At 70.1% G+C, this 26,140-nt stretch carries 24 protein-coding genes, 1 rRNA gene, 1 other RNA gene and 2 CRISPR repeat arrays; of the genes, 13 read left to right on the top strand and 13 right to left on the bottom strand.

From position 1 onward, the window contains the following. Positions 1-102, top strand: a 5S ribosomal RNA gene (gene rrf, locus CKO13_RS00750); the annotation flags it as partial. 80 nt (positions 103-182) lie between these two features. Here rrf and CKO13_RS00745 read toward each other — a convergent pair. The 3 genes from CKO13_RS00745 to CKO13_RS00735 form a co-directional block, all read right to left on the bottom strand. Further along, positions 183-362 carry a hypothetical protein gene (locus tag CKO13_RS00745; protein WP_200255844.1) on the bottom strand — a complete coding sequence of 60 codons (180 nt, stop codon included), beginning with the start codon at positions 360-362 and terminating at the stop codon, positions 183-185. A 700-nt stretch (positions 363-1,062) separates the two neighbouring features. After that, positions 1,063-2,415, bottom strand: a complete 1,353-nt coding sequence (mgtE, locus tag CKO13_RS00740; protein WP_200255843.1) for a magnesium transporter — start codon at positions 2,413-2,415, stop codon at positions 1,063-1,065. A gap of 229 nt (positions 2,416-2,644) precedes the next feature. Then, positions 2,645-3,829: a serine hydrolase domain-containing protein gene (locus CKO13_RS00735; protein WP_242467818.1), complete on the bottom strand. Its 1,185-nt coding sequence runs from the start codon at positions 3,827-3,829 to the stop codon at positions 2,645-2,647. Positions 3,830-4,550: 721 nt separating this feature from the next. On the opposite strand from CKO13_RS00735, the gene CKO13_RS00730 reads away from it, so the two are divergent. Next, positions 4,551-4,955 (top strand): H-NS histone family protein, encoded by a 405-nt coding sequence (locus tag CKO13_RS00730; RefSeq protein ID WP_200255835.1) that lies wholly within the window; start codon positions 4,551-4,553, stop codon positions 4,953-4,955. Between the two features lie 131 nt (positions 4,956-5,086). Beyond that, positions 5,087-5,416, top strand: a complete 330-nt coding sequence (locus CKO13_RS13045; RefSeq protein WP_207132028.1) for a WGR domain-containing protein — start codon at positions 5,087-5,089, stop codon at positions 5,414-5,416. Between the two features lie 268 nt (positions 5,417-5,684). Next, a CRISPR array of direct repeats spans positions 5,685-6,080; the repeat unit is 33 nt; unit sequence TCATCCCCAACGACGGTTGGGGTACCGTTGAAG. Positions 6,081-6,145: 65 nt separating this feature from the next. Here CKO13_RS13045 and csb2 read toward each other — a convergent pair. The 5 genes from csb2 to CKO13_RS00700 all read right to left on the bottom strand — a co-directional run bounded on the left by csb2 (position 6,146) and on the right by CKO13_RS00700 (position 13,390). Then, positions 6,146-7,570: a type I-G CRISPR-associated protein Csb2 gene (gene csb2 / locus CKO13_RS00720; RefSeq protein WP_420827048.1), complete on the bottom strand. Its 1,425-nt coding sequence runs from the start codon at positions 7,568-7,570 to the stop codon at positions 6,146-6,148. A gap of 1 nt (position 7,571) precedes the next feature. After that, on the bottom strand, positions 7,572-8,600 hold the full coding sequence (cas7g, locus tag CKO13_RS00715; protein ID WP_200255831.1) for a type I-G CRISPR-associated RAMP protein Csb1/Cas7g: 1,029 nt from the start codon (positions 8,598-8,600) through the stop codon (positions 7,572-7,574). A 2-nt stretch (positions 8,601-8,602) separates the two neighbouring features. After that, on the bottom strand, positions 8,603-9,298 hold the full coding sequence (locus CKO13_RS00710) for a hypothetical protein (RefSeq protein WP_200255829.1): 696 nt from the start codon (positions 9,296-9,298) through the stop codon (positions 8,603-8,605). Further along, positions 9,291-11,849 (bottom strand): type I-G CRISPR-associated helicase/endonuclease Cas3g, encoded by a 2,559-nt coding sequence (cas3g, locus tag CKO13_RS00705; RefSeq protein WP_200255827.1) that lies wholly within the window; start codon positions 11,847-11,849, stop codon positions 9,291-9,293. Before cas3g ends, CKO13_RS00710 begins: the two co-directional genes overlap by 8 nt. A gap of 449 nt (positions 11,850-12,298) precedes the next feature. Beyond that, a CRISPR array of direct repeats spans positions 12,299-12,843; the repeat unit is 37 nt; unit sequence GGCTCATCCCCAACGGCAGTTGGGGTACCGTTGAAGC. A gap of 25 nt (positions 12,844-12,868) precedes the next feature. Then, a complete protein-coding gene (locus CKO13_RS00700) occupies positions 12,869-13,390 on the bottom strand; it encodes a helix-turn-helix domain-containing protein (RefSeq protein ID WP_200255826.1) in 522 nt (173 codons plus the stop codon). 85 nt (positions 13,391-13,475) lie between these two features. Here CKO13_RS00700 and CKO13_RS00695 point away from each other — a divergent pair, with 85 nt between their 5' ends. Together CKO13_RS00695 and CKO13_RS13040 are read left to right on the top strand one after the other, a co-directional pair. Continuing rightward, entirely contained in the window at positions 13,476-13,679 is a 204-nt protein-coding gene (locus CKO13_RS00695; RefSeq protein ID WP_200255824.1) for a helix-turn-helix domain-containing protein, read from the top strand. Between the two features lie 12 nt (positions 13,680-13,691). Further along, the gene (locus CKO13_RS13040) at positions 13,692-14,525 is read left to right on the top strand and encodes a helix-turn-helix domain-containing protein (RefSeq protein WP_200255822.1); all 834 of its coding nucleotides are present in this window, start codon (positions 13,692-13,694) and stop codon (positions 14,523-14,525) included. A gap of 69 nt (positions 14,526-14,594) precedes the next feature. Here the strand turns inward: CKO13_RS13040 and ssrA are convergent. Further along, positions 14,595-14,953, bottom strand: a transfer-messenger RNA (tmRNA) gene (gene ssrA, locus CKO13_RS00685). A 78-nt stretch (positions 14,954-15,031) separates the two neighbouring features. Beyond that, entirely contained in the window at positions 15,032-15,529 is a 498-nt protein-coding gene (smpB, locus tag CKO13_RS00680) for an SsrA-binding protein SmpB (protein ID WP_200255820.1), read from the bottom strand. Positions 15,530-15,630: 101 nt separating this feature from the next. On the opposite strand from smpB, the gene CKO13_RS00675 reads away from it, so the two are divergent. Together CKO13_RS00675 and CKO13_RS00670 are read left to right on the top strand one after the other, a co-directional pair. Then, entirely contained in the window at positions 15,631-16,077 is a 447-nt protein-coding gene (locus CKO13_RS00675) for a type II toxin-antitoxin system RatA family toxin (RefSeq protein ID WP_200255812.1), read from the top strand. Then, positions 16,067-16,471: an RnfH family protein gene (locus tag CKO13_RS00670; RefSeq protein WP_200255805.1), complete on the top strand. Its 405-nt coding sequence runs from the start codon at positions 16,067-16,069 to the stop codon at positions 16,469-16,471. The genes CKO13_RS00675 and CKO13_RS00670 overlap by 11 nt, the downstream gene beginning before the upstream one ends. Here the strand turns inward: CKO13_RS00670 and CKO13_RS00665 are convergent. After that, positions 16,446-16,796, bottom strand: a complete 351-nt coding sequence (locus CKO13_RS00665) for an outer membrane protein assembly factor BamE (protein WP_200255803.1) — start codon at positions 16,794-16,796, stop codon at positions 16,446-16,448. The genes CKO13_RS00670 and CKO13_RS00665 overlap by 26 nt on opposite strands. 55 nt (positions 16,797-16,851) lie before the next feature. On the opposite strand from CKO13_RS00665, the gene fur reads away from it, so the two are divergent. Then, a complete protein-coding gene (gene fur, locus CKO13_RS00660; protein ID WP_200255801.1) occupies positions 16,852-17,319 on the top strand; it encodes a ferric iron uptake transcriptional regulator in 468 nt (155 codons plus the stop codon). Between the two features lie 28 nt (positions 17,320-17,347). On the opposite strand, the gene recN is transcribed toward fur, so the two are convergent. Together recN and CKO13_RS00650 are read right to left on the bottom strand one after the other, a co-directional pair. Beyond that, on the bottom strand, positions 17,348-19,030 hold the full coding sequence (gene recN, locus CKO13_RS00655; RefSeq protein ID WP_200255799.1) for a DNA repair protein RecN: 1,683 nt from the start codon (positions 19,028-19,030) through the stop codon (positions 17,348-17,350). An 11-nt stretch (positions 19,031-19,041) separates the two neighbouring features. After that, positions 19,042-19,959 carry an NAD(+) kinase gene (locus CKO13_RS00650; protein WP_200255797.1) on the bottom strand — a complete coding sequence of 306 codons (918 nt, stop codon included), beginning with the start codon at positions 19,957-19,959 and terminating at the stop codon, positions 19,042-19,044. 143 nt (positions 19,960-20,102) lie between these two features. Between CKO13_RS00650 and hrcA the strand changes: the two genes are divergently transcribed. From hrcA to dapB, 5 genes are all read left to right on the top strand, one after another. Next, positions 20,103-21,164 carry a heat-inducible transcriptional repressor HrcA gene (gene hrcA / locus CKO13_RS00645; RefSeq protein ID WP_200255795.1) on the top strand — a complete coding sequence of 354 codons (1,062 nt, stop codon included), beginning with the start codon at positions 20,103-20,105 and terminating at the stop codon, positions 21,162-21,164. A gap of 95 nt (positions 21,165-21,259) precedes the next feature. Then, positions 21,260-21,988 (top strand): nucleotide exchange factor GrpE, encoded by a 729-nt coding sequence (gene grpE / locus CKO13_RS00640; protein ID WP_200255793.1) that lies wholly within the window; start codon positions 21,260-21,262, stop codon positions 21,986-21,988. A gap of 116 nt (positions 21,989-22,104) precedes the next feature. Beyond that, entirely contained in the window at positions 22,105-24,045 is a 1,941-nt protein-coding gene (dnaK, locus tag CKO13_RS00635; protein ID WP_200255791.1) for a molecular chaperone DnaK, read from the top strand. A gap of 114 nt (positions 24,046-24,159) precedes the next feature. Next, complete coding sequence (gene dnaJ / locus CKO13_RS00630) at positions 24,160-25,320, top strand: molecular chaperone DnaJ (RefSeq protein ID WP_200255788.1); 1,161 nt, start codon at positions 24,160-24,162, stop codon at positions 25,318-25,320. Continuing rightward, on the top strand, positions 25,317-26,126 hold the full coding sequence (dapB, locus tag CKO13_RS00625; RefSeq protein WP_200255787.1) for a 4-hydroxy-tetrahydrodipicolinate reductase: 810 nt from the start codon (positions 25,317-25,319) through the stop codon (positions 26,124-26,126). The genes dnaJ and dapB overlap by 4 nt, the downstream gene beginning before the upstream one ends. Positions 26,127-26,140: the final 14 nt, after the last annotated feature.

The raw sequence follows: 26,140 nt of genomic DNA, 5'->3' as shown, positions 1-26,140 counted from the left end.
GCGAGCGGGAACCACCCGACACCATTCCGAACTCGGCAGTGAAACCGCTCAGCGCCGATGATAGTGCGGCAAACGCCGTGCGAAAGTAGGTCATCGCCAGGCCCCCTACAAACCAAGCCCCCATAGCCCATAAGCTATGGGGGCTTTTTTTTGGGCTATACCCCGCCCCCCCTGGGGGGTCGCTACGAGAGCTCACGCAGGAGCTGCTCGAGGGCCTCAACCTCCGCCTCGTTTAGCAGGTCCGAGGTCTTGGGTGTGGGGCTGAGGCGCTGGGCGTGGCGCAGTGTCCGCTCGATCTCCCGACGGTAGAGCCGCCGGGCGTACACCTCATTGTAGGTCTCGGGCTCGAAGAGCTTGCCCATGAGCCGGTCTCCTAAGCTAGCAGGGAAGGGCAGCCCAGCATCCATTCCGTTGCACTGTTCTCTTATTAAAAAGTATAGCTTCCTCGCCGACGTACTCCTTCCCGCGCCGGCCCACAGCGTCTCCTCGCTTGTAAACATCCTATACTGACCCCATATCCGCCCGTCGGCGGGCGAGGATGAGTAGTACCTAAGGGGGGTAGGGTGGGTCTTGGATAAGGTGATCGTGACGGTCAGGCGAGAGATCCTCTGCGACTTTGACGGGATCCTCTACGGCAGTGATGCCGGAGGACGGGGGACCCGCCGGCTAACGGGGAAACCCGTAGAGGGGGCCATTGGGTGGCTGCTCGACTGCCTTGCCTACGGCCTCGAGGTATGGATCTACTCCGAGCAGCGCAGTCGGCGCTTCCTGGGGCGCCGGGCCATGCGCCGGTGGCTGCGCCACTGGGGAGCGCAGCACTTCGAGCGCCAGGCCGGGGCGGGGTGGTTCGAGGCGGGGTATGTAGGAGCGCTCGTGCCGAATACGAAGGCACGCGCAGCGGGCCGCTGGCTGGTCCAGCAGCTGCGCTGGCCGAGGCGGCTGAGGCCCGAGGCGGTGGGGCTCGCGCTTTCCCAGCGCTCCACCGCCGGCGGCTTCCCCCACCCCGCGGAGCTGATGACAGGGGGCGCCGCAGCCACAACAGCGGCGGGCTCGGAGACGAGCTCAGAGCAGGAAGACGGTGGCCAGCCCCAGGAAGGACATAAAGCCCACCACGTCGGTCACCGTGGTCAGGATCACGGACCCCGAGAGGGCGGGGTCGATCCCCGAGCGCTTGAGGAGCAGCGGGATGACGATCCCCGCAACGCCGGCGGCCAGCATATTGATCACCAGGGCAGCCGCGATGATGACGCCGATCCCGAGGCTGCCGAACCACAGCACGGCCAGGACGGCGACCACCAGCGCCCACAGCAGGCCGTTGAGGGCGGCGATACCGACCTCCTTGCGCAGCAGCCACGCGCTGTTGATTCGGCTGATCTGGCCTAGCGCCAGGCCGCGGATGGCCAGCGTCAGGGTCTGGCTGCCCGCGATGCCGCCCATGCTAGCGACGATGGGCATGAGCACGGCCAGTGCCACAATCTTGTCCAGGGCATCCTCGAAGCGGCCGATGACCCAGGCGGCGAGAAAGGCCGTCGCCAGGTTGATGCCGAGCCATACCGCCCGGCGCTTGGCGCTGGGCAGCACCGGGGCGAAAAGGTCCTCCTCCTCGTCCAGGCCGGCCATGTTCATCAACGCCTGCTCGGAGTCCTCGCGGATGACATCGACGATGTCGTCGATGACGACGCGGCCAAGCAGCCTGCCAGCCTCGTCAATCACCGGGGCGGAGACCAGGTCGTGGGTCTGGAAGAGCGTCGCCATGTCACGGGCGCTCATGGTCACCGGGATGCTATCCACATCGGTAGCCATCAGCTCGGCTACAGCCACCTCCGGGTCGTGCGAGACCACCCGTGCCAGCGGCAGGGTCCCCACGAAGAGGCCATCGCGGTCGACCACCATCAGGGCGTGGGTGTTATCGGGTACCTCCTCCTTGAGGCGCAGGAAGCGCCGCACAGCCTCGAGGCTGACATCCGCGCGCACGGCGATGGCGTCCGTACGCATCAATCGCCCGGCGCTATCCGCCTCGAAGGCGAGCGCCTCCTGCAGGCGCGTCCGCTGCTGCTCGTCCATGGAGCGCAGCATGTCCTCGGCCACCTGCTGGGGCAGGTCCTCGAAGAGCTCGGCCAGGTCGGTCGTGTCCAGCCCGGTGGCGGCAGCGACGATCTCGGCGTGGTCCATGTCCTCGATGAGGGTGCTGCGCACCTCATCGCGCACGTGCAGCAGCACCTCACCGTCGATCTCGCCGGGGACGCGCTCCCACAGGCGCAATCGTGCTGCCGGCGGCAGCGACTCCAGGAGCAGGGCGATCTCCGCGGGCTCGAGATCCGCGATCACGCCATCGACGTGGTCGAGCCGCTCGCTCTCCAGCGCCAGGTGAATCCGCGACAGGCGGTCTTCCAGGGTCTCGGTGGCCTCGGTCATGGGTCTCTCCTTTTGTACCAGGCCCGGCAGCAGAGCCCGGCGCTGGTGCGCGAGTGGGGACTCATACCCCATCTGGGCGCCCGTCGGCGGGGTGGCGCTCCATAATCCGTGAAGATAAGGGGGGTAGGCTATCCCCGCGGACGCGGGGTAGGCCATAGATCTCGCCTATGAGAGCCGCCGGTCGGCGGCGCAGCTCCCGCGGGCGCGCGGGGGCCTGGCACGGGCCGAGCTACCGGCGAGGCTGCCTACGCGCCTTCGATAGCAGGTACTCGGCCACGGCCTGATAGGCCGGCAAAGAGGTCGGATCGATGTCCGCGTTGCTCGCGGTCGGGAAGGACGCGAAGCGGACGAGCACCATCTCCGCGGCGGGGTCGATATAGATCGTCTGGCCGTGCACGCCGCGTGCTGCGTAAGCGCCGTGGTCGTTGTGAAGCACCCACCACATGCTGCGATAGCTCCCGCCCGCGAGCGTCTCGTAGCCGCCTTTCGCAAAGGCCCGCTTGCTGCCGCCCGCCCGGATGCCCTCGACCACCTCGGCGGGGAAGAGCCGCTCGCCGTTGATCTCGCCGCCATCGAGCATGAGAAGGCCGACCCGGCCGAGATCCCGCAGCCCCGCGCTGAGCCCCCCGCCGGCGAAGGGCGTGCCCTTGCCGTCGACGGTCATGTAGGCGTCCTGCTCGGCCCCCATCCGGCTCCAGAGCCGCTCCGAGAGCAGCTCGGTCACCGCTTGGCCGCTGACGCGCGAGAGGATCCAGCCGAGCGCGTCGGTGTTGACCGTCCTGTAGTGAAAGGCCTGGCCGTGCTCGCCTTCGGGCGGGACCGTCTGGAGGTACTCGAAGTAGCCGTCGGGGCCCTCGTACGCCGGGGGCTTGGGCAGCGGGCTCGCGGCTGCCGAGTAGCGCCAGATATCGGCGTCCGGGTCGGAGTAGTCCTCGCTGTAGGCGATCCCCGTCGTCATGTCCAGGACCTGCCGCACCGTGGCGTCGCCAAAGCCGCTGTCAGCGAGCTCCGGGACGATCGAGGAGACCCGGCGCCCCTCATCCAGCGTGCCTTCCGCTATCAGGATCTCGGCCAGCAGCCCGATCAGCGACTTGGTCATCGACATTGCCCCGTGCTTACCGGCCTCGTCGAGGCAGCCGAGATACCGCTCGTAGACGACCTCGCCTTGGTGGAGGATCAGGATCCCGTCGGTGTAGTTGGCCGACAGCGCCTCCTCGAAGGTCATCTCCTCGGTAGCGCCGAGGGGCGTGAAGGTGAGCGCGTCGATGGCCTGCTCGTCCCGCGCGTACGCCAAGGGGGCCGGCGCGCCGAGGCCCCGGCTCACCTGCTCGGTGGGCAGGAGCTCGCGGAGGTGGCAGACGCTCCAGCGCAGCTTGGGGAAGCTGAAGAAGTTCGACTCCGGCTGCCTGATCAACTTGGACGCGGGGGGCGGGAAGCCCTCCATCCAGCGGAGCGCTTGCGGGTCGGACTCCGCGGCCGTAAGCGGTTTTGACTGCGCGGCCGCGCCGCTCAAGGCCCCCGCGAATAGGGCTAGGAACGCGGCGACCACCATCACGCGGGAGGCTGCGTACGCCATGGTGGAGGCCTCGTTTGGTATCGCCCTGGTACTTGTATTATGGATCTTCTCTGCGGCTTTTCAGGCCAGTGCGCCGGCACGGAGACGGCCCACACCGTGGCGCCGGCTGACGAGCGCCGACGCAGCGCCAGCCGGCAGCCGCACCACCAGCCCCATGCACGGGCGAAGGCCACCGCGGCCGGGCGGCGCCGGAAGCCGGCCTGAACGACGGCCGCGCCCCAAGGCTGCTTCGCCTTGGCATATGTGGCCGCTCGTGGGTGTTCCCTCCCTACCGCTGATGAGTTCTGCGCCTGGTCTCTTTCGTCACCGTCATCTGGGGTTCCTATCACGGATTGGCCCTGTTCCATGTGGTGGGGGAGCCATTCCTTGAGACCTAGCACCGGGAACAAGGTTTATCCGCTGTAAGGCGGGTAGCAGTGCTCCTCCCGACACCATTTTGGTGAGTCGTGGTGTTGCTCGATTTGATATCGGTTCGGATTCTTCGATAATGGGGCTTGAATAAACCGTTTGGGATTGCTGTAAAATCGTTTCTGAAATCCCTCAGTCAAGGTTTGAAGTGATGGCAGAATCCGTATTCGAGTCTCCGGCTTCCGAAGAGACCGTCCTCGACTCGATCCAGGAGGGCCTCGAGCAGCTCAGCCTTCCGGGCCTGCAGAAGGTCGAGAAGGCCCTCGAGCAGGAGCGCAAGCGCCGCGAGAAGGAGGCGCGCAAGCAGGCGCAGCAGGAGATCCGCGAGGTCGCGCAGCGCTACGGGCTCAACGTCGATGATCTGCTAGCGCAGGCCGACACCACGAAGGGCCCGAAGGGCAAGAGCAAGGGCAAGGTGCCGCCGAAGTTCCGGCATCCCGAGGACAGCTCGATGACCTGGACGGGCCGCGGCCGCAAGCCGAAGTGGGTCCAGGCCTGGGAGGAGGCCGGCGGTGATATCGAGGAGCTGCGCATCCCCGAGCAGAGCGCCGGGTAAACAGAGAATCGCGCGGGGCCGCCTGGGCCTCGCCGATTTCTTACCGCTGACCTTCGGCCAAGGCCGCGAAAGGGCCAAGCTGCTGGCGCCCGTCGCCCCGGGATGGTTCCGTCTTTGGGGGGCGCACGGCGATGGCACCTGGCTATCCTGAGTGGACCCTGGAGCTGGTGCGCATCGAGCCCGCGCGCGGGATTCGGCGTTTCTACACGCTCACCCTGGAACGCGACCTCTTCGCCCCCATCCGGCTAGTGCGCCGCTGGGGGCGAATTGGGAGCCGGGGCAGAGGGCAATACCGCGTTGAGGTCTTTGCCGATCTCGAGAGCGCCCAGCGCCGCGTGGCGCATTACTACCGCGCTCGGTTGCGCCGCGGCTATACCGAGCACTCGGCGGATCCGCTTTTCAGGACCGCGGTGCTCGCGGCCCAGGAGGCCCCTGCCGCGGAGTGGAGGACGCGGGAGTGATGGGCCAGTACAGGCATGGGGGATGGAATCCGCCAGCTGAGCTCAGCTTGACGGAATCCCAGCGACGCCGCCCAATGAGAAGTGGTGCGTGCGAAGGGGGAGCGACCAGGCTCACCCGGGGAGGTTCGCACTTGGGAACTCTCTTTGAAAATCAGTGGCTTGTGTTTTGGCACGGGGGCGTAAGCCCGCGCAGCACAGGGCGAGGAGAAGGGTTCGCTCAGAGCTCCGAAAGAAGCGTTGTCCCTCCGGTAGATATAAGGCGGCCGGCTCATCCCCAACGGGAGTTGGGGTTCCGTTGAAGCGGGCAGCATCTACCCGAGGACATGCCGCGCCGGCTGGCTCATCCCCAACGACGGTTGGGGTACCGTTGAAGCTTGATGAAGCGGCGCACGCCCGGCGTGGTCGCTGCCGGCTCATCCCCAACGACGGTTGGGGTACCGTTGAAGCCCCGGAACCCGGTTGAAGCTCAACCAAGCCGGGGAGGGCTCATCCCCAACGACGGTTGGGGTACCGTTGAAGCCCGAGCATCGACCACGGCATCCTGCGCCAGCTGATCGGTTCATCCCCAACGACGGTTGGGGTACCGTTGAAGCGACACCACCGGCCACGCCAAGGCCAACCGCATCCTGGCTCATCCCCAACGACGGTTGGGGTACCGTTGAAGAATGGTCGTCCACCAGCCCTACCGTTGGCAGCTGGAAGCTCTCCCCAACGAAGGTTGGGGTCCTTTCAGCCGTGCGTGAGTAACCCCAGCCCGGCTCCCGCGCCAGCACCGAGCAGAAGCGGGCCTGTTACGGGCTGGTGGAACTCGAGCGTCGGGAAGAGGCGCGGGTAGCTGCTCAGGTAGTGCGGGACTTCCACGCCCCCGGTAGAGCAGACCCCGGGGATGCTGGGGGCCTTGTTCAGGTGGATCCGCCGAACTGCCTCCTCGGGGATCCCGGCGTAGCGCAGCAGGCGCCGCGCCGCCTTGGCGGGCCGGGGCTTCCCCCGGCGGGTATCGAAACCCGGCAGGACCACCGGCGAGGCCGCCGTCCAGCTTGTGCTCTTCTCCAGGAAGCGCCACAGCAGCTTGTCGTCGGAAAGCCGGGGTACGGGCGTGAGGAGGCCCTTGGCCTCGCTACGACGGTCGCGGTCGATGAGCTCGGCGGCCGTCAGGCGCAAGAGCACGGCGTCCCAGACCGCCTGCGGTAGGGCGGGCGAAGCGGCGATGAGTACCCGCCGCACGCGACCGTCGGCCCACTGGTGGGCGACGTTCGGTACCGGGGCGATGTAGAGCCGTTGCTCGGGATCCCCGTGGCCGAGCAGGCCAGCGATTGTCGCCTCGTCGAGCCCGCTGAGCCGGGCGGCCTCGTGGACGGCGTGGCGCGTCATCCCTGCCACGCGCATTGCCTCCCCGCCCGGGACTGCCAGCGGCCCTGAATCGTCCGGCAGCCGGAGGTTGAAGGCCTGGAAGCGCAGCGCCGGCGGCGCCAGCGGATCCCGGTACGCGACCCGAGTGGCCGGGGGCTCCGCGACGCCGGCCACACGGCCGCCCCGGATGCGCTGGCGGCTCTGCTGGTAGGCGGCCTCAAGCCGGTCTACTTCGCCGGTGCGCGGGACTGCCATGAGCTCCGCGCCGAAGGTCGAGTCCGGCGCCCACTGGTATCCCCACCGCGGCTCCTCCACCTCTTGCCATCGTGCCGTGGCCGTCGCTAGGTCAGCGCCTTGGCCGAGTAGCGTCAGGCCCTCGGCGAGGAGGTCGAAGGCCGCCGGATCCGGATCGGGCTCGGGGCAGTGCCACCGGTACTCTACCGGCCCGGGGACGGACCAGGGCTGGCGCAGGCGCATGGTCCGCAGTTTGCTCTCCCGTCGACGCGCCTGCGCCGGTCGGCCGCGGTGGTGGGCATCCATCACCTGGTCGCCGTCGTTGTTGGGGACGGAGGTGCGTACCGGGGCTAGCCGCTCGGGCGCTGGTCCGAGGATGACTGGGGGCTCGAGCGATTCCAGGCGCTGCAGCGCGGCGACCCCGCGCTGCCCGGCGCCGCCGGGTTGGCAGGCGCCGGCGAGCAGCGCCCGGAAGAGGCGCGCAGGGGAGGGGGGCCACTCCTCGCCGTGGTAGCTCGGCTGGCCCGGCGCATCGGCGAGCCAGTGGACTGTCAGGTGCAGAATCGGCATGTCACTCTTTAGCCCCTTTCTGCACCAGCTTCTTGCCCGCCTTGGGATCGTACTGCGCCTCGCGCACGGTCTCTCCGGGCCGGATACCGAGCTCGCGGGCCGCCGGCAGGGCGGTATCCTCGAGGAAGTTCTCGACCTCCTCGGCGCCGAACTCGATCGCCTCGCGGCGGCCGTCCCGGCGGACCACCGCCAGGCTCGGGGTGCCGTCCGGCACCAGCCAGCAGCCGGTGCGCAGGTCGTACTCGCGGCCCCCGTGCCAGAGCCCAGCCAGCGCCAGGCCTAGGATGTACTGGCCTAGGCCGGAGCAGGCCCGCTCGCGCTTGCGGCACTCGCCGAGGTGCAGGGTGGCGATCTGCTGGATGGCGCCGTGGACCATCACGCCGCCGTGCTGATCCACCGAGGGCGTGGGCGCAAAGCCGACCTCCGCCCCCTTCTTCCACTCCTGCTCGCTGAACTCGAGGTCCTCGCGGGAGAAGGTTGCGGCGAACTGCGCCGAGCGGGTGAAGACGTCGACATCCCAGGCGTAGATCTCGCTACGGATCAGCCGCCGGATCTTCACCCGCGTATCCCGGCTGTCCCAGGCGCCGTAGACCAGGGAGGTCGGGGAGAGTTGGGCGACCGGGAGCGGGTTGCCGGCATCCATGGCCTCGAAGACCTCGCGGATCTCCTTCTGCAGGTCGCTAGTACGGATTGCGGCGTCCGCGAGCCGGTGCGGCAGCTCCGTCAGCGGCACCGTGCGCTCGCCGGCGGTGATCGTCACCCGGGGTATGGCGTCGGCCCGCTCCTCGGTGAAGGTCGACTCCATCCGATTGGCCTGGCTCTGGACGGTGTCCAGGGTGGCCACCCAGCGCCCGTCCTTGAGCTGATTGACCGTGTAGGGAGTGTCATGTCGGTGGGTTTTGCGGTTAGGTTCTGGTGGGTAAGTTGCTGGAAATATAGGTAATTCCCAGCCTTCCATAGGCGCCAGGGGCTGTTTTAACCGCAGCGCTGCTGCCTCGGTGTCCGTTAGCAGATCCGGGATGCGCGCCATCGTTACTCTCCGATGAAGTGGGCAGGCTTGAGTTGCTTGTACTTGTCGCTCCCCGTGTCCTCGATCTCGGTCGCCCACATCCCGTGGGAGAGGTGAGAGGTGCCGGCGAAGGCGAGTGGCGCCAGGGTCAGCGGTGCCGGCGCCCACAGGGCGTAGCGGAAACCGGTCTCTCGGTCGCCCTGAACCGGGAAGCGCTGCAGTGCCAGGAAGGCGAGCAACTCGACGTAGGGACGACGAAGATGCTGGAGGTGGCGGTGCTCGTTCACTGACCAGCCCAGGCGGAGGCTGTGCCAGTTGCCTTGCGGGTCGACACCGAAGTTCCCAGAGGTCGGCGCCTGCTCGCTGACCCACGCAGCGGGATCGCCGGCCCGGGCGGCGCGGATCAGATTGGTCAGGACCGAGCGGGGCGACTGCTGGCCCGCCCAGAACTTGAACCCCGGGTTCAGCCCGTAATCCGGCTGCCACCAGTCCAGGCGCAGGTCGCCGAGCATGACCTCCTGGGCCCCTTCCTGCGGATCCTCGGCGACGAGCTCTGTGAGGGCGCGGGGCTGGAAGGGGGCGTGGAAGTACCAGTTGCCGCCCGCCGGCTCGAAGCCGCACTCCGCTTCCGGCGCCTCGCGGGCGATCAGCCAGGTGAGCCCGGCGCAGGCGAGCACCTCGCCGGGGTTGCTCGGATCGATCGGGACCGGCTCAGCCATGGAATGCCTCCTGCGCGGCGTAGCCGCTGGAGACCCAGCCGTCGGCACACTTGAGCAGGGCCTCGAGCCAAGCCAGTCCCCAGAAGCCGAAGTGGTGCTGGAGCCGGGCGAAGCGCCGCTCGGCCTCACGTGCCAGCGAGGCCGCGACGGTGTCCGGCAGCTCCGGATCCCACTGCCGGCGCTGCGGGAAGCCCGGGCGAGCGTGGCCGTGGTGGGCGGCGATCAGGTGCAAGGTCAGCTCCCGCTGCAGCGCCTCATTCCCTGCGGCGGGTAGCTCCCGCTCCGCCCGGCCGAGGGAGCCGAACTCGTGCCGGTAGCCGCCGAGGAGCTCGGGGCGGAACTGGCCTCGCCGGCTCTTCGCCAGCGGCGGTAAGCCGCGCTGGCCGGCGGCGCGCTGCCAGACCCGAGCCTCCTTGCCCGTGTCGTGGCGCTCACCGGCGGCCTCCAGGGCCTCAACCACCCAAGCCTCGAGGCCTAGCGCCCGGGCGATCCGGCCGGCGGCCTCGCCTACGCTCGCCTGATGCGCCGCCAGGGTCTCCGCCTGCCGGGCCAGGCGAGTGAGCTCCGTGTCGGCCTCCAGGGCCAGCTCATCCGGGCGTCGGCGGGCGTAGACCCACCAGTGCGGCTCGGCCTCTTCGTCGCCTGCATCGTGTAGCGGAACCCGCCACTGGATGGCTCGACCGGCCCAGCTCGGTACCGTTTCGGGAGGCTCATCGCTGTGCGCCTCGAAGCGCAGGCCTTCCTCATCGTCGGCCAGATCCGTTACCGGCCCCGCTGCGCCGCCCTCCAAGAAGCCCGCTTTGGAGAGCCCACCCACCTCGGCAGGCAGTATGAGCGTGGCGTAGGCCAAGCCCGCCGCTTGGGGGCGGGAATCGGGAGAGACGGTCACCGCCTGGGCGCGGTTGTCCGGGCCCACCCGCAGGGCCTGAAAGGTGCCGTAGCGCTCGGCGCAGTCGGCCAGGGCTTTCGTGACGGCTGGCAGCGGCGCCTTGAGCAGCTCTCGCGGGCTCGGCGGCAGGAGGGTCAGGGCCTCATGCGCCGCCTCGGCCCCGCCCCACTCGAGCAGCCGCGCCAGGTCGTAGCGCCAGAGGAGCTGCACCTCCGGCGGCTCGGGCTCGTCGGTGACGCCGCGCAGGTAGGGGGTGACCGGCGGCAGCTGAACGTCGGCGTTCGTTGCCGCCAGGAGCTCGAGGCGCTCGGCTGCCAGGGGTGCGGAGCGGGGCCTCGGCGAGGCCGCCTCGGCCAGGGTCTCGGGCGGGATCGCCAGCAGGTCGCTCGGTGCGAGTCGATCCTGCCCGCTCAGCAAGGCCAGGGCACGCTCGCAGGCGGCCGCGTAGCGGTGCTTCGCGTCCTGGTCGACCTTCTCCGGGCGGTACTGGATCTCCTTGGGCGTGTAGACGATCACCACCGAGCTGGCGGCGTGGCGCCCGGCGCGGTTGACCCGGCCGAGGCGCTGGATCAGCGCGTCCATCGGCGCCAGATCCATGACCAGATGATCGGCGTCCAGGTCTACGCCCACCTCACCGGCGGCGGTGGCGATGAGGTAGACCGGCTCTGCAGGTGTCCCTGCCGCCTGCGGATCGGCGAAGTAGTGCCACAGGGTGCTCTCGGTCAGCGCCTGGCGCTCATGGCCGCGGAGGGTGCCAGTGAGCAGGCCGACTCGCTGCTCGCCGCTTTTCCCGAGGGCCTTGGTGAGCTCGCGCTGCAGGCGCTGCGCCTCCTGGGCGGAGTGGACGAAGAGCAGGACCGTTCCCGTCTCTATGCGCAAGGCCTCGTCGCGCAGGCGTTGGCGCCAGGTGGCGGGGCTGTCGGCCTCCGTGAGCTGCGGGTACTTGCCTGCCTCCAGCCGGGCCCCGAGCCCGGGATGGGCGCGATCCTCAGGGGTCAGCGTCGAGCCGCCGCCTTCCCGTGGGGTTGCGGACATCGTCATGACCCGAAGCCGCGGCCCCAACGGCCCGTCGCCCTGGAGGCCCTCCACGGCGCGTAGCGTGTCGGCGAAAGCGGGGCTGAGGTGGGCCTCGTCCAGGACGATCGTCGCGTCGACGCCGAGCAGGCCCGCATGCAGGGGGCGCCGGCTGCGGCCGTCGCCGTAGCCGGCGAACAGGAGCCGGGAGCCGACGATATCCACCGTGCCCACCAGGACCGCCGGCTTTGCAGGGTCCAGCCGCCAGAGTCCCGAGTCTGTGAGGCCGCCGCGCAGGGTGCCTACCTCGACAGCGGGCGCGTTGGGGCGAGCAAAGGCCGCGTAGGCGTGCAGCGCCGCCTGCAGCTCCGGGATGGTCGCTAGGGCCTCGAGCCAGTGCTCGAGCTGCACCGTGGTCTGGTCCACGATCGCCCGCCGATCCACCACGTAAACCAGGCGGCGGGGGAGGTTGGCGCCGGCGGCCAAGGCGAGCAGGTACAGGAGCACTACCGAGGTCTTGCCCGTGCCGGTTGGCAGGGTCAGCTCCCGGGGGATCTCCCCCGCGAGGAGGCGCTCATAGCACCGGACTTGCCAGGGATAGGGGGATGCGCCAGTGAGGCGCTCAAAGTAGGGGATCGCCTGCGCCATATCCGTGCGGTGAAAGCGGTATCCGTACCCGTCGCGTGCCGTGGGCCCTGATAACGAGGTGGGCAACAGCGCTTGGCGCCTTGCTACACCCGGCCCTTATGCCACTAAGCCAGATTCTCCCCCCTCTGTCGAGAGGGGGGATTCCAGAGACTCTGATCTTCTTCCGGTCGAGGGGGAAAGGCCAAGCAGAAGGGGCGGGTCATCTAGCGGATGACGTCTTGACCGGATCGCTGCAGCGCCGCTCAATGGAAGGTCTCGGCAGAGGGCAGCGCGTGCGAAGGGGGAGCGACCAGGCTCACCCGGGGAGGTTCGCACTTGGGGTATATTTATAAAAATCAGCGGGTTATGTTTCGGCGCGGAGGTGTAAGTCTGCGCGGCACGGCGCGAGGAGAAGGGTTCGCGCAGAGCTCCGAAAGAAGCGTTGTCCCTCCGGTAGATATAAGGCGGCCGGCTCATCCCCAACGGGAGTTGGGGTTCCGTTGAAGCTGGCAAGAGGAGTACCAGCTTGAGCCGCCGCCAGGCTGGCTCATCCCCAACGGCAGTTGGGGTACCGTTGAAGCCATCGCGCCGGGTTGTCGCCCTCGCGGTAGCCGCTGGGCTCATCCCCAACGGCAGTTGGGGTACCGTTGAAGCGATGTCCTCGTCGTCCATTCCGGCGAGGTCGCCGGGCTCATCCCCAACGGCAGTTGGGGTTCCGTTGAAGCTAGATGGTCGCCATGAGGCAAGGGTGCCACCGCCGCGGCTCATCCCCAACGACGGTTGGGGTTCCGTTGAAGCGGGACGATCCCGGAGGCGATCACCGAGTCGACGATCGGCTCATCCCCAACGGCAGTTGGGGTTCCGTTGAAGCATCGACAACACCGGCTCCGAGCAGCCCTTCGTCCAGGCTCATCCCCAACTACGGTTGGGGTTCCGTTGAAGCACGATCTACAAGTCCAACCTGCTAGCCACCGAGGAGGCTCATCCCCAGCGAGAGTTGGGGTATCGTTGAAGCGGGCCGCAGACCGCTGAGGCCGTCGCTAGTCCCCCGGCTCATCCCCAACGAAGGTCGGGGCCTTCTTCTCCGTCCCTGGCGAGCTACGCCCGCTCCTCCGATACACCCGCCGCAGCACCAGCAGCAGCTCCAGGCAGTCCTCCTGGCGGACATCGGACGGCAGCTCCAGGGCGAGCAGCCGCTGCCACTCCACCGGCTGGATATCGAGCTCCTCGCATAGCGCCGGGCTGGCGGCGATCTCGCGCAGCCCGCGCGGGGTATCAGGCCCCGTAGGCGGTACGTATTCCGCCTGCGAGGAGCTGCCAGCTGCCTCCCCGTCCTCCTCGCCGTAGAGGTAGGAGAGGGTGGTGCCGAGCTCGCAGGCGATGGCCTGCATGGCCTTTGTCGAGAGGCTGCGCCCGGTGCGCTCGGCCCGCGACAGCTGCGCCTGCTGGACGCCAGCGCGCTCGGCGAGCTCGCGCTGGGTGAGCCGGGCCTTCTGGCGGAGCTTGCGGAGGCGGATGGCGAGGATCTCCATGGTGCGCTCGTGGTTATGACTTTGAGTCATAAAATACCGCATTGATGACCGTCATGTCTTGCGGTAGGCATCAGGCCGTGCATATGATGACTAAAATGCATCAGGAGGGACCCCCATGCGCGAGCAGATCCGCCAGGCACGACGGCAGGCGGGGCTGACCCAGGCGCAGCTCGCCGAGCAGCTCGGAGTGGCGCAGAGCGGCATCAGCCGGATCGAGAGCGGCGAGCGGCCGGTGACCGTGGAGATGCTCCAGGCGATCGCCGAGGCGCTCGGCGTTGAGCCGGCGAAGCTGCTCGGTCCCGGTGAGCGGGCGGCGTGACCGGCGGATCCCATGAGCCTGGCCGCGACGCGCTGGGCCTGGGCGCAGCGGGTGCCGCCGAGCGCGAAGCTGGTCTTGCTGGCGTTGGCGGACTGCGTGCACAGCCGCGGCCAGGTGGCCGTCTGCTGGCCCTCGGTATCGCGGGTGGCGCGGATGACGGGCCTCGGCCGGCGGACGGTCTACAAGGCGCTCGACACCCTCGAGGCGGCCGGGCTGGTCGCGCGGCTGCCGGGCCGTAAGGGCCGGACGACGGTCTACCGGCTGCGCCTCGCCTCGGGGGAGGCGGGTGCGGTGGCGGAGCCGGCGCCGGCAGCGCAGGAGGCGGCTCCCGAGCCGCCCCCGGAGCCGGCCGCGCCGGCGGCGGATGGCGCTGCCGGCGAGGCGCCGCAGCGCTCGGGCCAGCACCGCGCCGGGGAGCTCACGGCGGAGCAGGAGGGGCGTTTCCGGGGCGAGATCACCGTGGTGCTGCACAACCACGGCGCCTATCCGGTGGACATCAGCGCCGGCGAGCCCGTGGCGCAGCTGCTGATCGTGCCGCTGGCCGCCGCCGGTGTGGTGGCGGATGTAGCCACCCGAGCGAGCACGAGGAGCAGGCGGCGCTGTTCCGCTGGGCGGCGCTCCAGCAGCGGCGCCGCCCGGAGCTGGCGCTGCAGGCCCACCAGCAGGTTGGGCTGGTGGTCCCGGAGCGGCTCATCCCCCACCGCTTCCTCGGCGGCGCCCGGCGCGAGGGCGTCCATTGGCACTGGATCCAGCGCTCGGTGCGGCGCCAGAGATTGGGCAGTTACCCGCAGGGTTACCCACAAACCGAGGTCGCTATTCGGGGAACCCGAGAGACCTCTTGCATAAAGAGAGGCCCGCAAAAGGCGGGCCTGCAAGGGAGTTATGGATCTTGAGGGAAGGGATCGGAAGGGAATTTGGTGGAGGCGGCGGGAATCGAACCCGCGTCCGCAGGAGCTCCACCCTCGGTACTACATGCTTAGCCGCTCTATTCTCTTTAACGGGTAAGCGCCCAAGCGGCAGGGCCTCCTACCCGCGAGCCCGTTGGCTTTCGCGATGCCGGACCGGACCTATCCGGCCACCGCTAGCCTGTGTCTATGACTGCTCACCGCCCGGCACAGGCACCAAGCGGGAACAGCTGGCGGGTTCTTAGGCCGCCAGAGCGTAGCTGTCGTCGTTGGCTACTATATTTTGACTGCAGCCTTTTTTACGAGGTTGACTGCAACCTCGGCATGCACCTCAGGTTTTGCGACCTGCGTCGAAGCCATGTCGCCCCCGGTGTCACTCTGTAGGACAGCGTAACGCCCCGCGGGTTCCCGGGCAACCGTGCGGTAGTGGACGGCCGCGCGAGCGGGCTAGTGGACCTTGTGCTTGAGCAGGCGCTCGCGCTGGCGCTGCCAGTCCTGCTCCTTCTTGTCGGCGCGCTTGTCCTGCTTCTTCTTGCCCTTGCCGAGGCCGATCTCCACCTTGGCGACGCCGCGCTTCCAGTAGAGGCGCAGCGGCACCACGGCGTAGCCGGAGCGATCGACGGCGCCGGCGAGGCGGTCGATCTCGCGGCGGTGGAGGAGGAGCTTGCGGGTCCGCGTCGGGTCCGCCCGGATGTGGGTCGAGGCGGTGCTCAGGGGGGTGATCGTGCAGCCGATCAGCCACGCCTCGCCGCGCCGGACGAGGACGTGGCTCTCGGTGAGGTTCACGCGCTTGGCGCGCAGCGACTTGACCTCCCAGCCCTCGAGGGCGAGGCCGGCCTCGAAGCGCTCCTCGATGAAGAAGTCGAAGCCCGCCTTGCGGTTGAGGGCGACGACATCGCTGCCCGTCTTCTTGCTCTGTCCGGCTTTCTTACTCACGCGGCGCATTGTAGCCGCCGCGGCGCAGCACGCAAACTCCCTGGGTTGTTCGCCGGCGGCGCTACGCCGAAAATAGCCTGCCAGTGACCGCCGCTGGAGCGCACCCACCGATGACGACCATCAGCCGCAGCACGCTCGTCCCCTACAGCGCCGAGGAGATCTACGACCTCGTCAACGACGTCGAGCGCTACCCGGAGTTCATCCCGTGGTGCAAGGACACCGCGATCCTCGCCACCAGCGAGGAGACGACCCGGGCGCGGATGACCTTCGCCAAGGGCGGTGTCGAGAAGTCCTTCGTCACCGCCAACCGCCACCAGCACGGCAAGATGATCGATATCCGCCTCGTCGAGGGCCCCTTCCAGCGCCTGGAGGGGTACTGGCGCTTCTACGACCTCGGCGAGGGGGCCTCCAAGGTCACCCTGGACATGGAGTTCGAGTTCTCCAACCGCGTGGTGGCCTACGCCTTCGGCAAGGTCTTCACCCAGGTGGCGAACCTCCTCGTCGACTCCTTCAGCCAGCGCGCCCGGCAGATCTACGGTGAGCGCGATGTCCTCTGAGGCGCGGCCGGAGGAGGGCACCATCCGGGTCGAGGTGGCCTACGCCCTGCCGGAGCGCCAGACGCTGCTCGCCGTGAGCCTGCCGGCGGGGAGCACCGCCGGCGAGGCCATCGAGGCCTCGGGCGTGCGCGAGCGCCACCCCGAGATCGATCTGGCGCAGCAGTCGGTGGGGGTGTTCGGGCAGGTGGTCGGGCTCGACACGGCCCTCGGCGATGGCGACCGCGTGGAGATCTACCGCCCCCTGAAGGTCGATCCCAAGCAGGCGCGGCGCAACCGCGCCGCAGGGCAGGGGAGAGGCAAGGGCCGCGGCCAGGGCCGAGGGTGCGGCCGGGGCCAGGGGGGCTGCGGCGCCGAGGGGAAGGGCCGGGCTACTCCCCGTTCCAGCGGTTCGTGATCCCGACGAGCTCGCCGTCCTCGAAGCGCAGCGTCAGGCGCCGCTGCTTCGCCGGCTCGGCCCCCTGGTAGCGGTAGAGGTAGTCCCAGCGGTCCTCGCGGAAGGGGTGCTCGAGCAGCGGCTCGCCGAGCAGCCGGGCGACCTCGGCGCGGCTCATCCCCTCCTCAAGCTGCGCGATGGCCTCCTCTTCGAGGCGCTGGCCCTGCTCGATCTCGAGCGGCCGGGCGAAGGGGAACCCGCCCCCGCAGCCGCAGAGCAGGGCAGCGGCCGCCCCTGCGGCGACAATCTTTAATAAGAATAAATTGTATCTTTCTGTTACAGGCATGGCTCGCATGGTAGCCTATAGAGGTGGATATCGACAGTGCCTGTGAGGGGGAGCCGTGGATTCGAGTGGATTGCGCAAGGCCGGGCTGAAGGTCACGCTGCCGCGAATGAAGATCCTCGAGGTGCTCCAGCAGAGCCCGCAGCGCCACGTCTCGGCCGAGGAGGTCTACCGGGCCCTGCTCGACGCCGGCGAGGATATCGGCCTGGCGACGGTCTACCGGGTGCTGACGCAGTTCGAGACCGCCGAGATCGTCGAGCGGCACAACTTCCAGGGCAGCCACTCGGTCTTCGAGCTCAACGACACCAAGCACCACGACCACATCGTCTGCATCCGCTGCGGCCGGGTGGAGGAGTTCGTCGACGAGACCATCGAAAAGCGCCAGCAGGAGACGGCCCGCGCCCGCGAGTTCCGGATGACCGGCCACTCGCTGGTCCTCTACGGGCTCTGCCCCGACTGCCGCGCCGCCGAGGAAGCGGCGGCGGAGGCGGCGAGCGCCCCCGAGGAGAGCGTCTCCTCCCAGTAAGGCTTCCCCGCTCCGGCGCGCCCCGGCCCTAGGCGCGGCTCCCGCGGCCGCGCTCGAGCAGCTCGCGGGCCGCGCCCCGCTCGTGATCGGTGATCTCCAGGCCGCCGAGCATGCGGGCGATCTCCTCGATGCGCTCCGGCTCGGCCAGCGGGGCCACGCGGGCGTGGGTCTGCGCCTCGCCCTGCGCCTTGTGGACCTGGAAGTGGTGGGCCGCCTGGGCCGCCACCTGGGGCAGGTGGGTGACGCACAGGACCTGGTAGCGCTGCCCGAGGGTGCTCAGCAGCCGGCCGACCACCTCGGCGACGGCCCCGCCGATGCCGGCGTCGGCCTCGTCGAAGACCAGCGTCGCCACGCCCTGGGACTGGGCCACCGTGGCGACCTGGATCGCCAGCCCCAGCCGGGAGAGCTCGCCGCCGGAGGCGACCTTGGAGAGCGGCCCCGCGGGCTGGCCGGGATTGGTGCGCACGCGCAGCTCGACGCGGTCGAGCCCCTCGGGGCCCGGCTGGGCGTCGGGGTCGTGCTCGACGGCGGGGATGAGCTCGGCGCCGGCCATGCCGAGTTCGCCGAGCAGCTCGCCGACCGCCGCGGCGAGGCGCTCGCCGGCCGCGGCGCGGACGCTGGAGAGCGCCGCGGCGGCCCGCTGGTACGCGGCGAGGGCCTCGCCGCGCTCGGCGCGCAGCTGCTCGAGGCGCTCGCCGGCGTTCTCGAGGCGGTGGCGCTCGGCGCGCAGCTGCTCGAGGGTCTGCGGGAGGGCCTCCACCGCCACGTGGTGCTTGCGGGCGAGGTCGCGCAGGTTGGCGATACGCTGCTCGAGCTCGGCGAGCCGCTGCGGATCGCTCTCGAGCCCGTCGGCGAACCCGCGCAGGGTCTGGCAGCCCTCCTCGAGGTGGGCGAGGGCGGTCTCGAGGAGGTCGACGGCCTCGCCGAGCGCCGCGTCGAGGTGGCGGCGCTCGCCGAGCTCGCGGATGGCGCGGCCGAGCGCCGCCTGGGCGGCGCCCTCGTCGTCGGAGAGGGCCTGGAGCTGGCTGTGGGCCGTGCGGATGAGCTCGTCGGCGTGGGCGAGGCGCTGGTGCTCGGCCTCCAGCGCGGCGATCCCCTCGCTGCTCGGCTCGGCGGCCTCGAGCTCCTCGACCTGGTGGCGCAGCAGCTCGAGCCGCTCCTCGTAGCCCTGGCCGGCGCCCTCGAGCTCGCCGATCTCGCGGTCGATGGCGGTCAGGCGCTGGTAGGCCTCGCGCACCGCCCCGCGCTCGCCCTCCGCGCCGGCGTAGGCGTCGAGCAGCGCCCGCTGCGCGGCGGGGCGCAGCAGCGACTGGTGGGCGTGCTGGCCGTGGATATCGACGAGCAGCTCGCCGAGCTCCCGCAGCATCCGCAGCGCCACCGGCACGCCGTTGATGTAGCCGCGGGAGCGGCCCTGGGCCTGGACGACGCGGCGGATGGCGACCTCCTCCTCGGCCGCCATCTCGCGCTCGGCAAGCCACTGCGCCGCCGCCGAGCCGGGGGCGAGCTCGAAGACCGCGCTGATCTCGGCCCGCTCGGCGCCGGGGCGGACGGTGTCGGCCGTGGCGCGGTCGCCGAGGCACAGCCCGAGGGCGTCGAGGAGGATCGACTTGCCGGCGCCGGTCTCGCCGGTGAGCGCATTCATCCCCTCGCCGAGCTCCAGGTCGAGCTCGGCGACGATGGCGAAGTCGCGGATGTGGATCGCCTTGAGCACAGCGCGCCTCCCTATGCGCCGTCGGGGACGGGGTGGCTCCCTCGGCCTCCCCAGCCGAGCTTGGTCCGCAGGAGGTTGAAGTAGTTGTAGCCCGGCGGGTGGACGAGCCGCAGCGGGGCCGGGTGGGCCTTGACGACCAGGCGGCTGTCGGCGGCGAGGGCCAGGTCCTGCTGGCTGTCGCAGCTGACCCGGGCGTGCTCCACGTAGCCCTCGTGGAGGGCTACCTCGATGCGGCTGGCGCTGTCGACGACCAGCGGCCGGTGGCTCAGGGTGTGGGGGCAGACCGAGACCAGCACCATGGCGTGCAGGTTGGGGTGGGCGATGGGACCGCCGCCGGCCATGGCGTAGGCGGTCGAGCCGGTGGGCGTGGCGACGATGAAGCCGTCGCAGCGGTGCTGGCTGAGCGTCTCGCCGTCGACCCGCGTCGACAACTCGATCATGCGCGCCGTGTTCCACCGGTGGACGACCACCTCGTTGATGGCCACGCCCTCGGCGAGCAGGGCGTCGTCGGCGTTGGCGCGGACCTCGGCGGTGAGGATGAAGCGCTCGTCGATGACGTGCTCGCCGGCGAGCACCCGCTCGACCTCGTCGAGCCGGTCCGGGGCGACGTCGACGAGAAAGCCGAGCCGGCCGCGGTTGATGCCCATCAGCGCCACGTCGGTGCGGCCGACGAGGGCCCGGGCGGCGTGGATCAGGGTCCCGTCGCCCCCGATGGCCACGAGCAAGTCGCAGGCGCCGATAAGGGCCTCGCGCCGCTCGGCGGCGGCCCCCGCCAGGCCCGTGGCGTCGACGGAGTCGGCGTCGAGGAGCACCGTGTGCCCCTGGCGCGCGAGCATGGGCAGCAGGGCCTCGACGGTCTCCCGGACCGCCGGGTCGCCGGGCTTGCCGGTAATCCCGACGGTCGTGAAGGGGCCTGGGTCAGGAGTCATGGCGGAACGGTACCACGTCGCCGGCACCCCGCCAATTGCAGGGGATCCGGCGAATTGACCCCGTCCGGGGCCGCTGATAAGCTCCTAGCTGCCGCCACGCGGCAACCGAGCCTCTCCCCACAGCGCCACTCCGGTGTAGCCCGATGCCCAAGAGCCCGCCGCACGAGCTTGAGCTGAGCCAACGCGCGCGGACTCTGCTGCGCACCCTGGTGCGCCGCTACATCGAGAGCGGCCGGCCGGTGGGCTCGCGCAGCCTCGCCCGCGAGGCGCAGCTGCCGCTGAGCCCGGCCACCGTGCGCAACGTCATGGCCGATCTCGAGGAGCTCGGCTACCTGACCGCCCCGCACACCTCCGCCGGCCGGGTCCCCACCGAGCGCGGCCTGCGCCTCTACGTCGACTGCCTGCTCGAGACCCAGCCCATGGACCGCGCCACCGTCGAGCGCCTGCGCCAGGGGCTGGCCCCCGACGGCGAGGAGGGGGCCGAGGGGCTCGTGGACTCGGCCTCGGCGCTGCTGTCGCGGCTGACGCAGCTCACCGGCGTGGTCACGCTGCCGCGGCGGGAGTCGGCGGTGCTGCGCCATATCGAGTTCCTGCCGCTGCCGGAGCAGCGGGTGCTCGTCATCCTGGTGATCAACGAGCGCGAGGTGCAGAACCGGGTCATCCACACCCGCCGCGAGTTCGGCGAGTCGGAGCTGCAGCGCATCGCCAACTACCTCAATGCCGAGTTCGCCGGCCAGGAGCTCTCCGCCGTCCGCGAGCAGCTGCTGCGCGCCATGCGCGCCGAGCGCGAGCGCCTCGACGAGCTCATGCGCAGCGCCGTCGAGGTCGGCGAGAAGGCGCTGACCGAGGAGCGCGACGAGCACGGCTACGTCGTCGCCGGGCAGACCAAGCTCATGGAGTTCGAGGAGCTCTCGGATGTCGAGCGGCTGCGCCAGCTCTTCGACGCCTTCGCCGACAAGCAGGATATCCTCCACCTCCTCGACCGCTGCGCCTCGGCCGACGGGGTGCAGATCTTCATCGGCCAGGAGGCCGGCTACGAGCTCTTCGACGGCCTCTCCCTGGTGACCACCCGCTACGCCGTCGAGGGCGAGCCGGCGGGGGTGCTCGGCGTCATCGGGCCGACGCGGATGTCCTACGATCGCATCATCCCCATCGTCGATGTGACCGCCCGCCTTCTCGGGTCGGCCTTGAATCCGTCCCGCTGAATCCCCAAACCCCAAGGCGAACGCGCGGCTAGCCGTCGCGGCGGGCGCCGTGGCGGCCGGCGGTTGTACCGGCTTCAAGTCAGCGGAGTGAGATCATGAGCGAAGAGCAACGACAGAGGTCTGCCGAGGAGTCCTCCGGCGTGGAGACGCAGCCCGGCGGCGACGCGGCCCCGGAGGCCGAGGGCGGCGCGGCGGCCGCCGGCGCCGGGCAGGGCCCCGCCGCTGGGGCCGAGGCGGGCGCCGAGGCGGCCGAGGGCGGGCAGGACTCGGCCGAGGCCGGCGCCGAGGATCCCGAGGCGCTGCGCCAGCGCATCGGCGAGCTCGAGTCGGCCCTGTCCGAGGCGCAGTCCCAGGCCCAGTCGAACTGGGACCAGGTCCTGCGTCTGCGCGCCGAGCTCGAGAACGCCCAGCGCCGCGCCCAGAAGGACGTGGAGCAGGCCAAGCGCCAGGGGCTGGAGAAGGTCGCCAACGACCTGCTGCAGGTCAAGGACAGCCTCGAGATGGGGGTCCAGGCGGCCGAGGACGCCGAGGCCGATCGCGAGAAGCTCCTCGAGGGCTCGCAGCTGACGCTGAAGATGCTCAACCAGGTCTTCGAGCGCTTCAGCATCGAGGAGATCGACCCCGCCGGCGAGCGCTTCAACCCGGACTACCACGAGGCGGTGACGACCCAGCCGAGCCAGGATCAGGAGCCGAACACCGTCCTCCACGTGGTCCAGAAGGGCTACCGGCTCGACGAGCGGCTGCTGCGCCCGGCGCTGGTGGTGGTCGCCAAGCAGCCGGAGGACTCCGCCTCGGGCGGCGGCTCCGTCGACGAGACGGCCTAGCCGCCTCCCCGCCGGCGGCCGAGCGCCCCGGGGGCTTGAAAAAACGGGCCGCGCCCCGCACCTAGGGGGGCAGAGCGATACAGGCCCGCACAGACAACGGTTAGCAGGAGCGAATTATGGGCAAGATCATCGGCATCGACCTGGGCACGACGAACTCGTGCGTGGCGGTCATGGAGGGGGGCACGACCCGCGTTATCGAGAACTCCGAGGGGGACCGCACTACGCCCTCCGTGGTCGCCTTCAGCGAGGACGGCGAGATCCTGACCGGGGCGCCGGCCAAGCGCCAGGCCGTGACCAACCCGAAGAACACCATCCACGCCGTCAAGCGCCTGATCGGCCGTCGCTTCGACGAGGATGTCGTCCAGCGCGACATCAAGGAGATGCCCTACAACATCGTCAAGGCCGACAACGGCGACGCCTGGGTCGAGGTCCAGGACAAGAAGATGGCGCCGCCGGAGATCTCGGCGCGGACGCTCATGAAGATGAAGAGCACCGCCGAGGACTACCTCAACGAGGAGGTCACCGAGGCGGTGATCACCGTGCCGGCGTACTTCAACGACTCCCAGCGCCAGGCGACCAAGGACGCCGGGCGGATCGCCGGGCTCGACGTCAAGCGCATCATCAACGAGCCGACGGCCGCCTCGCTCGCCTACGGCCTCGATAAGGAGGGCGGCGACAAGAAGGTCGCGGTCTACGACCTCGGCGGCGGTACGTTCGACGTCTCCATCATCGAGCTCGCCGAGGTCGAGGGCGAGAAGCAGTTCGAGGTCATGTCCACCAGCGGGGATACCTTCCTCGGCGGCGAGGACTTCGACAAGCAGATCATCAACTACCTGATCCAGGAGTTTAAGAAGGACCAGGGCATCGATCTCGGCCAGGACCACCTCGCCCTGCAGCGGCTGCGCGAGGCCGCCGAGAAGGCGAAGGTCGAGCTCTCCTCGAGCCAGCAGACGGAGATCAACCTGCCGTACGTCACGGCGGACCAGGCCGGGCCCAAGCACCTGAACATGAAGCTCACCCGGGCCAAGCTCGAGTCGCTGGTCGAGGACCTCATCGAGCGCACCCTGGAGCCGTGCAAGACGGCGCTCAAGGACGCCGGCCTGTCGGCCTCCGATGTCGACGACGTCATCCTCGTCGGCGGCCAGACCCGCATGCCCAAGGTCCAGGAGAAGGTCAAGGAGTTCTTCGGCAAGGCGCCGCGCAAGGACGTCAACCCGGACGAGGCCGTGGCCGTGGGCGCGGCGATCCAGGCCGGCGTGCTCGGCGGCGACGTCAAGGACGTCCTGCTGCTCGACGTCACCCCGCTGTCGCTGGGCATCGAGACCCTCGGCGGCGTGATGACCAAGCTCATCGAGAAGAACACCACGATCCCGACGAAGGCGCAGCAGACCTTCTCCACCGCCGAGGACAACCAGACGGCGGTGACGGTCCACGTCCTCCAGGGCGAGCGGGAGATGGCCAAGGACAACAAGTCCCTCGGCCGCTTCGATCTCACCGAGATCCCGCCGGCGCCGCGCGGGACGCCGCAGATCGAGGTCACCTTCGACATCGACGCCAACGGCATCCTCCACGTCTCGGCCAAGGACAAGGCGACCGGCCGCGAGACCGGCATCGAGATCAAGGCCTCCTCGGGGCTGTCCGATGACGAGATCGAGCGTATGGTCAAGGAGGCCGAGGAGCACGCCGAGGAGGACCAGCGCCAGCGCGAGCTCGTCGAGGCCCGCAACCAGGCCGACAACATGATCCACTCGACGCGCAAGTCGCTCTCGGAGCTCGGCGACCAGGTCAGCGACGACGAGCGCCAAGAGATCGAGAGCGCGATCAGCGAGCTCGAGCAGGCCAAGGCCGGCGACGACAAGGACGAGATCGAGCGCAAGACCCAGGCGGTGGCCGAGAAGGCCGGCAACCTCGCCCAGAAGGCCTACCAGCAGGGCTCGGCAGAGGAGGCCGGCGCCGAGTCGGCCGGTGGCGAGCAGTCCGGCGGCGGCCAAGACGACGAGGTGGTCGACGCCGAGTTCGAGGAGGTCAAGGACGAGGACGGCAATACCAAGAAGTAGGCCGTCACGGGCCCGGCTCCGCAGGGGCCGGGCGAGCGAAGCCGAGCGGAGGCGCAGGGCGGGATCCCCTCCTGCGCCTTGCTCGTTCCCGGGCACGGACACGCGGAGCAGCCTATGGCGAAACGCGACTACTACGAGGCGTTAGGGGTCTCCAAGAACGCTTCGGACGACGAGATCAAGAAGGCCTACCGGCGCATGGCCCAGCGCTACCACCCGGACCGCAACCCGGGGGACGACGAGGCCGCCGAGCGCTTCAAGGAGATCAAGGAGGCCTACGAGGTCCTCTCGGATGCCCAGAAGCGCGCCGCCTACGACCAGTTCGGCCACGCCGGCGTCGACCAGTCCGCGGCCGGCGGCGCCGGCGCCCGCGGGCCCGGCGGCTTCGGCGGCCCCGGCGGCCCGGACTTCTCGGATATCTTCTCCGACGTCTTCGGCGACATCTTCGGCGGCGGCGGGCGCGGCGGCGGCCGCTCCCGGGCCTTCCGCGGCGCGGACCTGCGCTACACCCTCGAGCTCAGCCTCGAGGAGGCGGTGCGCGGCACCGAGAAGCAGATCCAGGTCCCGACCCACGTCGAGTGCGAGGCCTGCCACGGCTCCGGCTCGAAGGCCGGCGCCAAGCCCCAGACCTGCCCGACGTGCAAGGGCCACGGCGATGTGCGCGTCCAGCAGGGCTTCTTCTCCATCCAGCAGACCTGCCCGCGCTGCGGCGGCGAGGGGACCATCGTCACCGATCCCTGCCCGCGCTGCCGCGGCCGCGGCCGGGTCGAGGACCGCAAGACCCTCAACGTGCGCATCCCCGCCGGCGTCGACACCGGCGACCGCATCCGCCTCGCCGGCGAGGGCGAGCCGGGCGAGCGCGGCGGGCCGCCGGGGGACCTCTACGTCCAGGTCGCCGTGCGCGAGCACGAGTTCTTCGAGCGCGACGGCGCCGACCTGCACTGCGAGGTCCCGGTGGACGTCGTCACCGCCGCCCTCGGCGGCGAGGCGGAGGTGCCGACCCTCGAGGGCCGGGTGAACCTGCGCATCCCGCCGGGGACGCAGCCGAACCAGGTCTTCCGGCTGCGCGGCAAGGGGGTCAAGCCGGTGCGCGGCAACCGCCAGGGCGACCTGCTCTGCCGGATCCACGTCGAGACGCCGGTGAACCTGACCAAGCGGCAGAAGGAGCTGCTCGAGGAGTTCCAGGCCACGCTCGAGGACACCGGCGGCAAGCACCACCCCCAGACCTCCTCCTGGCTGGATAAGGTCAAGCAGTTCATCGAGGAGTGGCGGACGTGAGCACGGCGATCGCGATTGTCGGCGCCGCGGGGCGCATGGGCCGGATGCTCGTCGACGCCGTCGAGCACGACGCGGCGGCGCACCTGGCCGCGGCCGTGGACCGCGCCGGCGGCGAGGCCGTCGGCCGGGACGCCGGGGAGCTCGCCGGCCGCGGCCGGCTCGGCGTCACCGTCGGCGACGACCCCGCCGCGGCCGCCGCGGCCGGCGACGTGGTCATCGACTTCAGCCTGCCCGAGGCCACGGAGGCGGTCGCCGCCGCCTGCGCCGCCGCCGGGCGGCCGCTGGTGCTCGGCACCACCGGGCTCGGCGAGGCGCAGCGCAGCGCGGTGGCCGGGCTCGCCGAGCGCACGGCGGTGGTCCACGCCGCCAACTACTCCACGGGCGTGACCCTGCTGACCGCCCTCGTCGAGCAGGCGGCCCGGGCCATCGGGGCGCACAGCGACGTGGAGGTCATCGAGGCCCACCACCGGCACAAGGTCGACGCCCCCTCGGGGACGGCGCTGCGCCTCGGCGAGGCGGTGGCCGATACCCTCGGGCGGGACTTGGCCGAGTGCGCCGTCTACGGCCGCGAGGGCCGGACCGGCGAGCGCGACCGCGAGACCATCGGCTTCGAGACGATCCGCGCCGGCGATATCGTCGGCGAGCACACCGTGCTCTTCGCCGGCGACGGCGAGCGGGTCGAGCTCACCCACAAGGCCTCGAGCCGGGGGACCTTCGCCGCCGGGGCGGTGCGCGCCGCGCACTGGGCCGCCGCCCAGCCGCCGGGCCTCTACGACATGCGCGACGTCCTCGGCCTCGGCGGCTAGGGGGCCCAAGCCCC

The organism is Halorhodospira neutriphila (assembly GCF_016584055.1).
GTDB classification, from domain to species: Bacteria; Pseudomonadota; Gammaproteobacteria; order Nitrococcales; family Halorhodospiraceae; genus Halorhodospira; species Halorhodospira neutriphila.
Note: the sequence above shows the minus strand (reverse complement) of the source record. Positions and strands in the feature narration are given on the sequence as shown.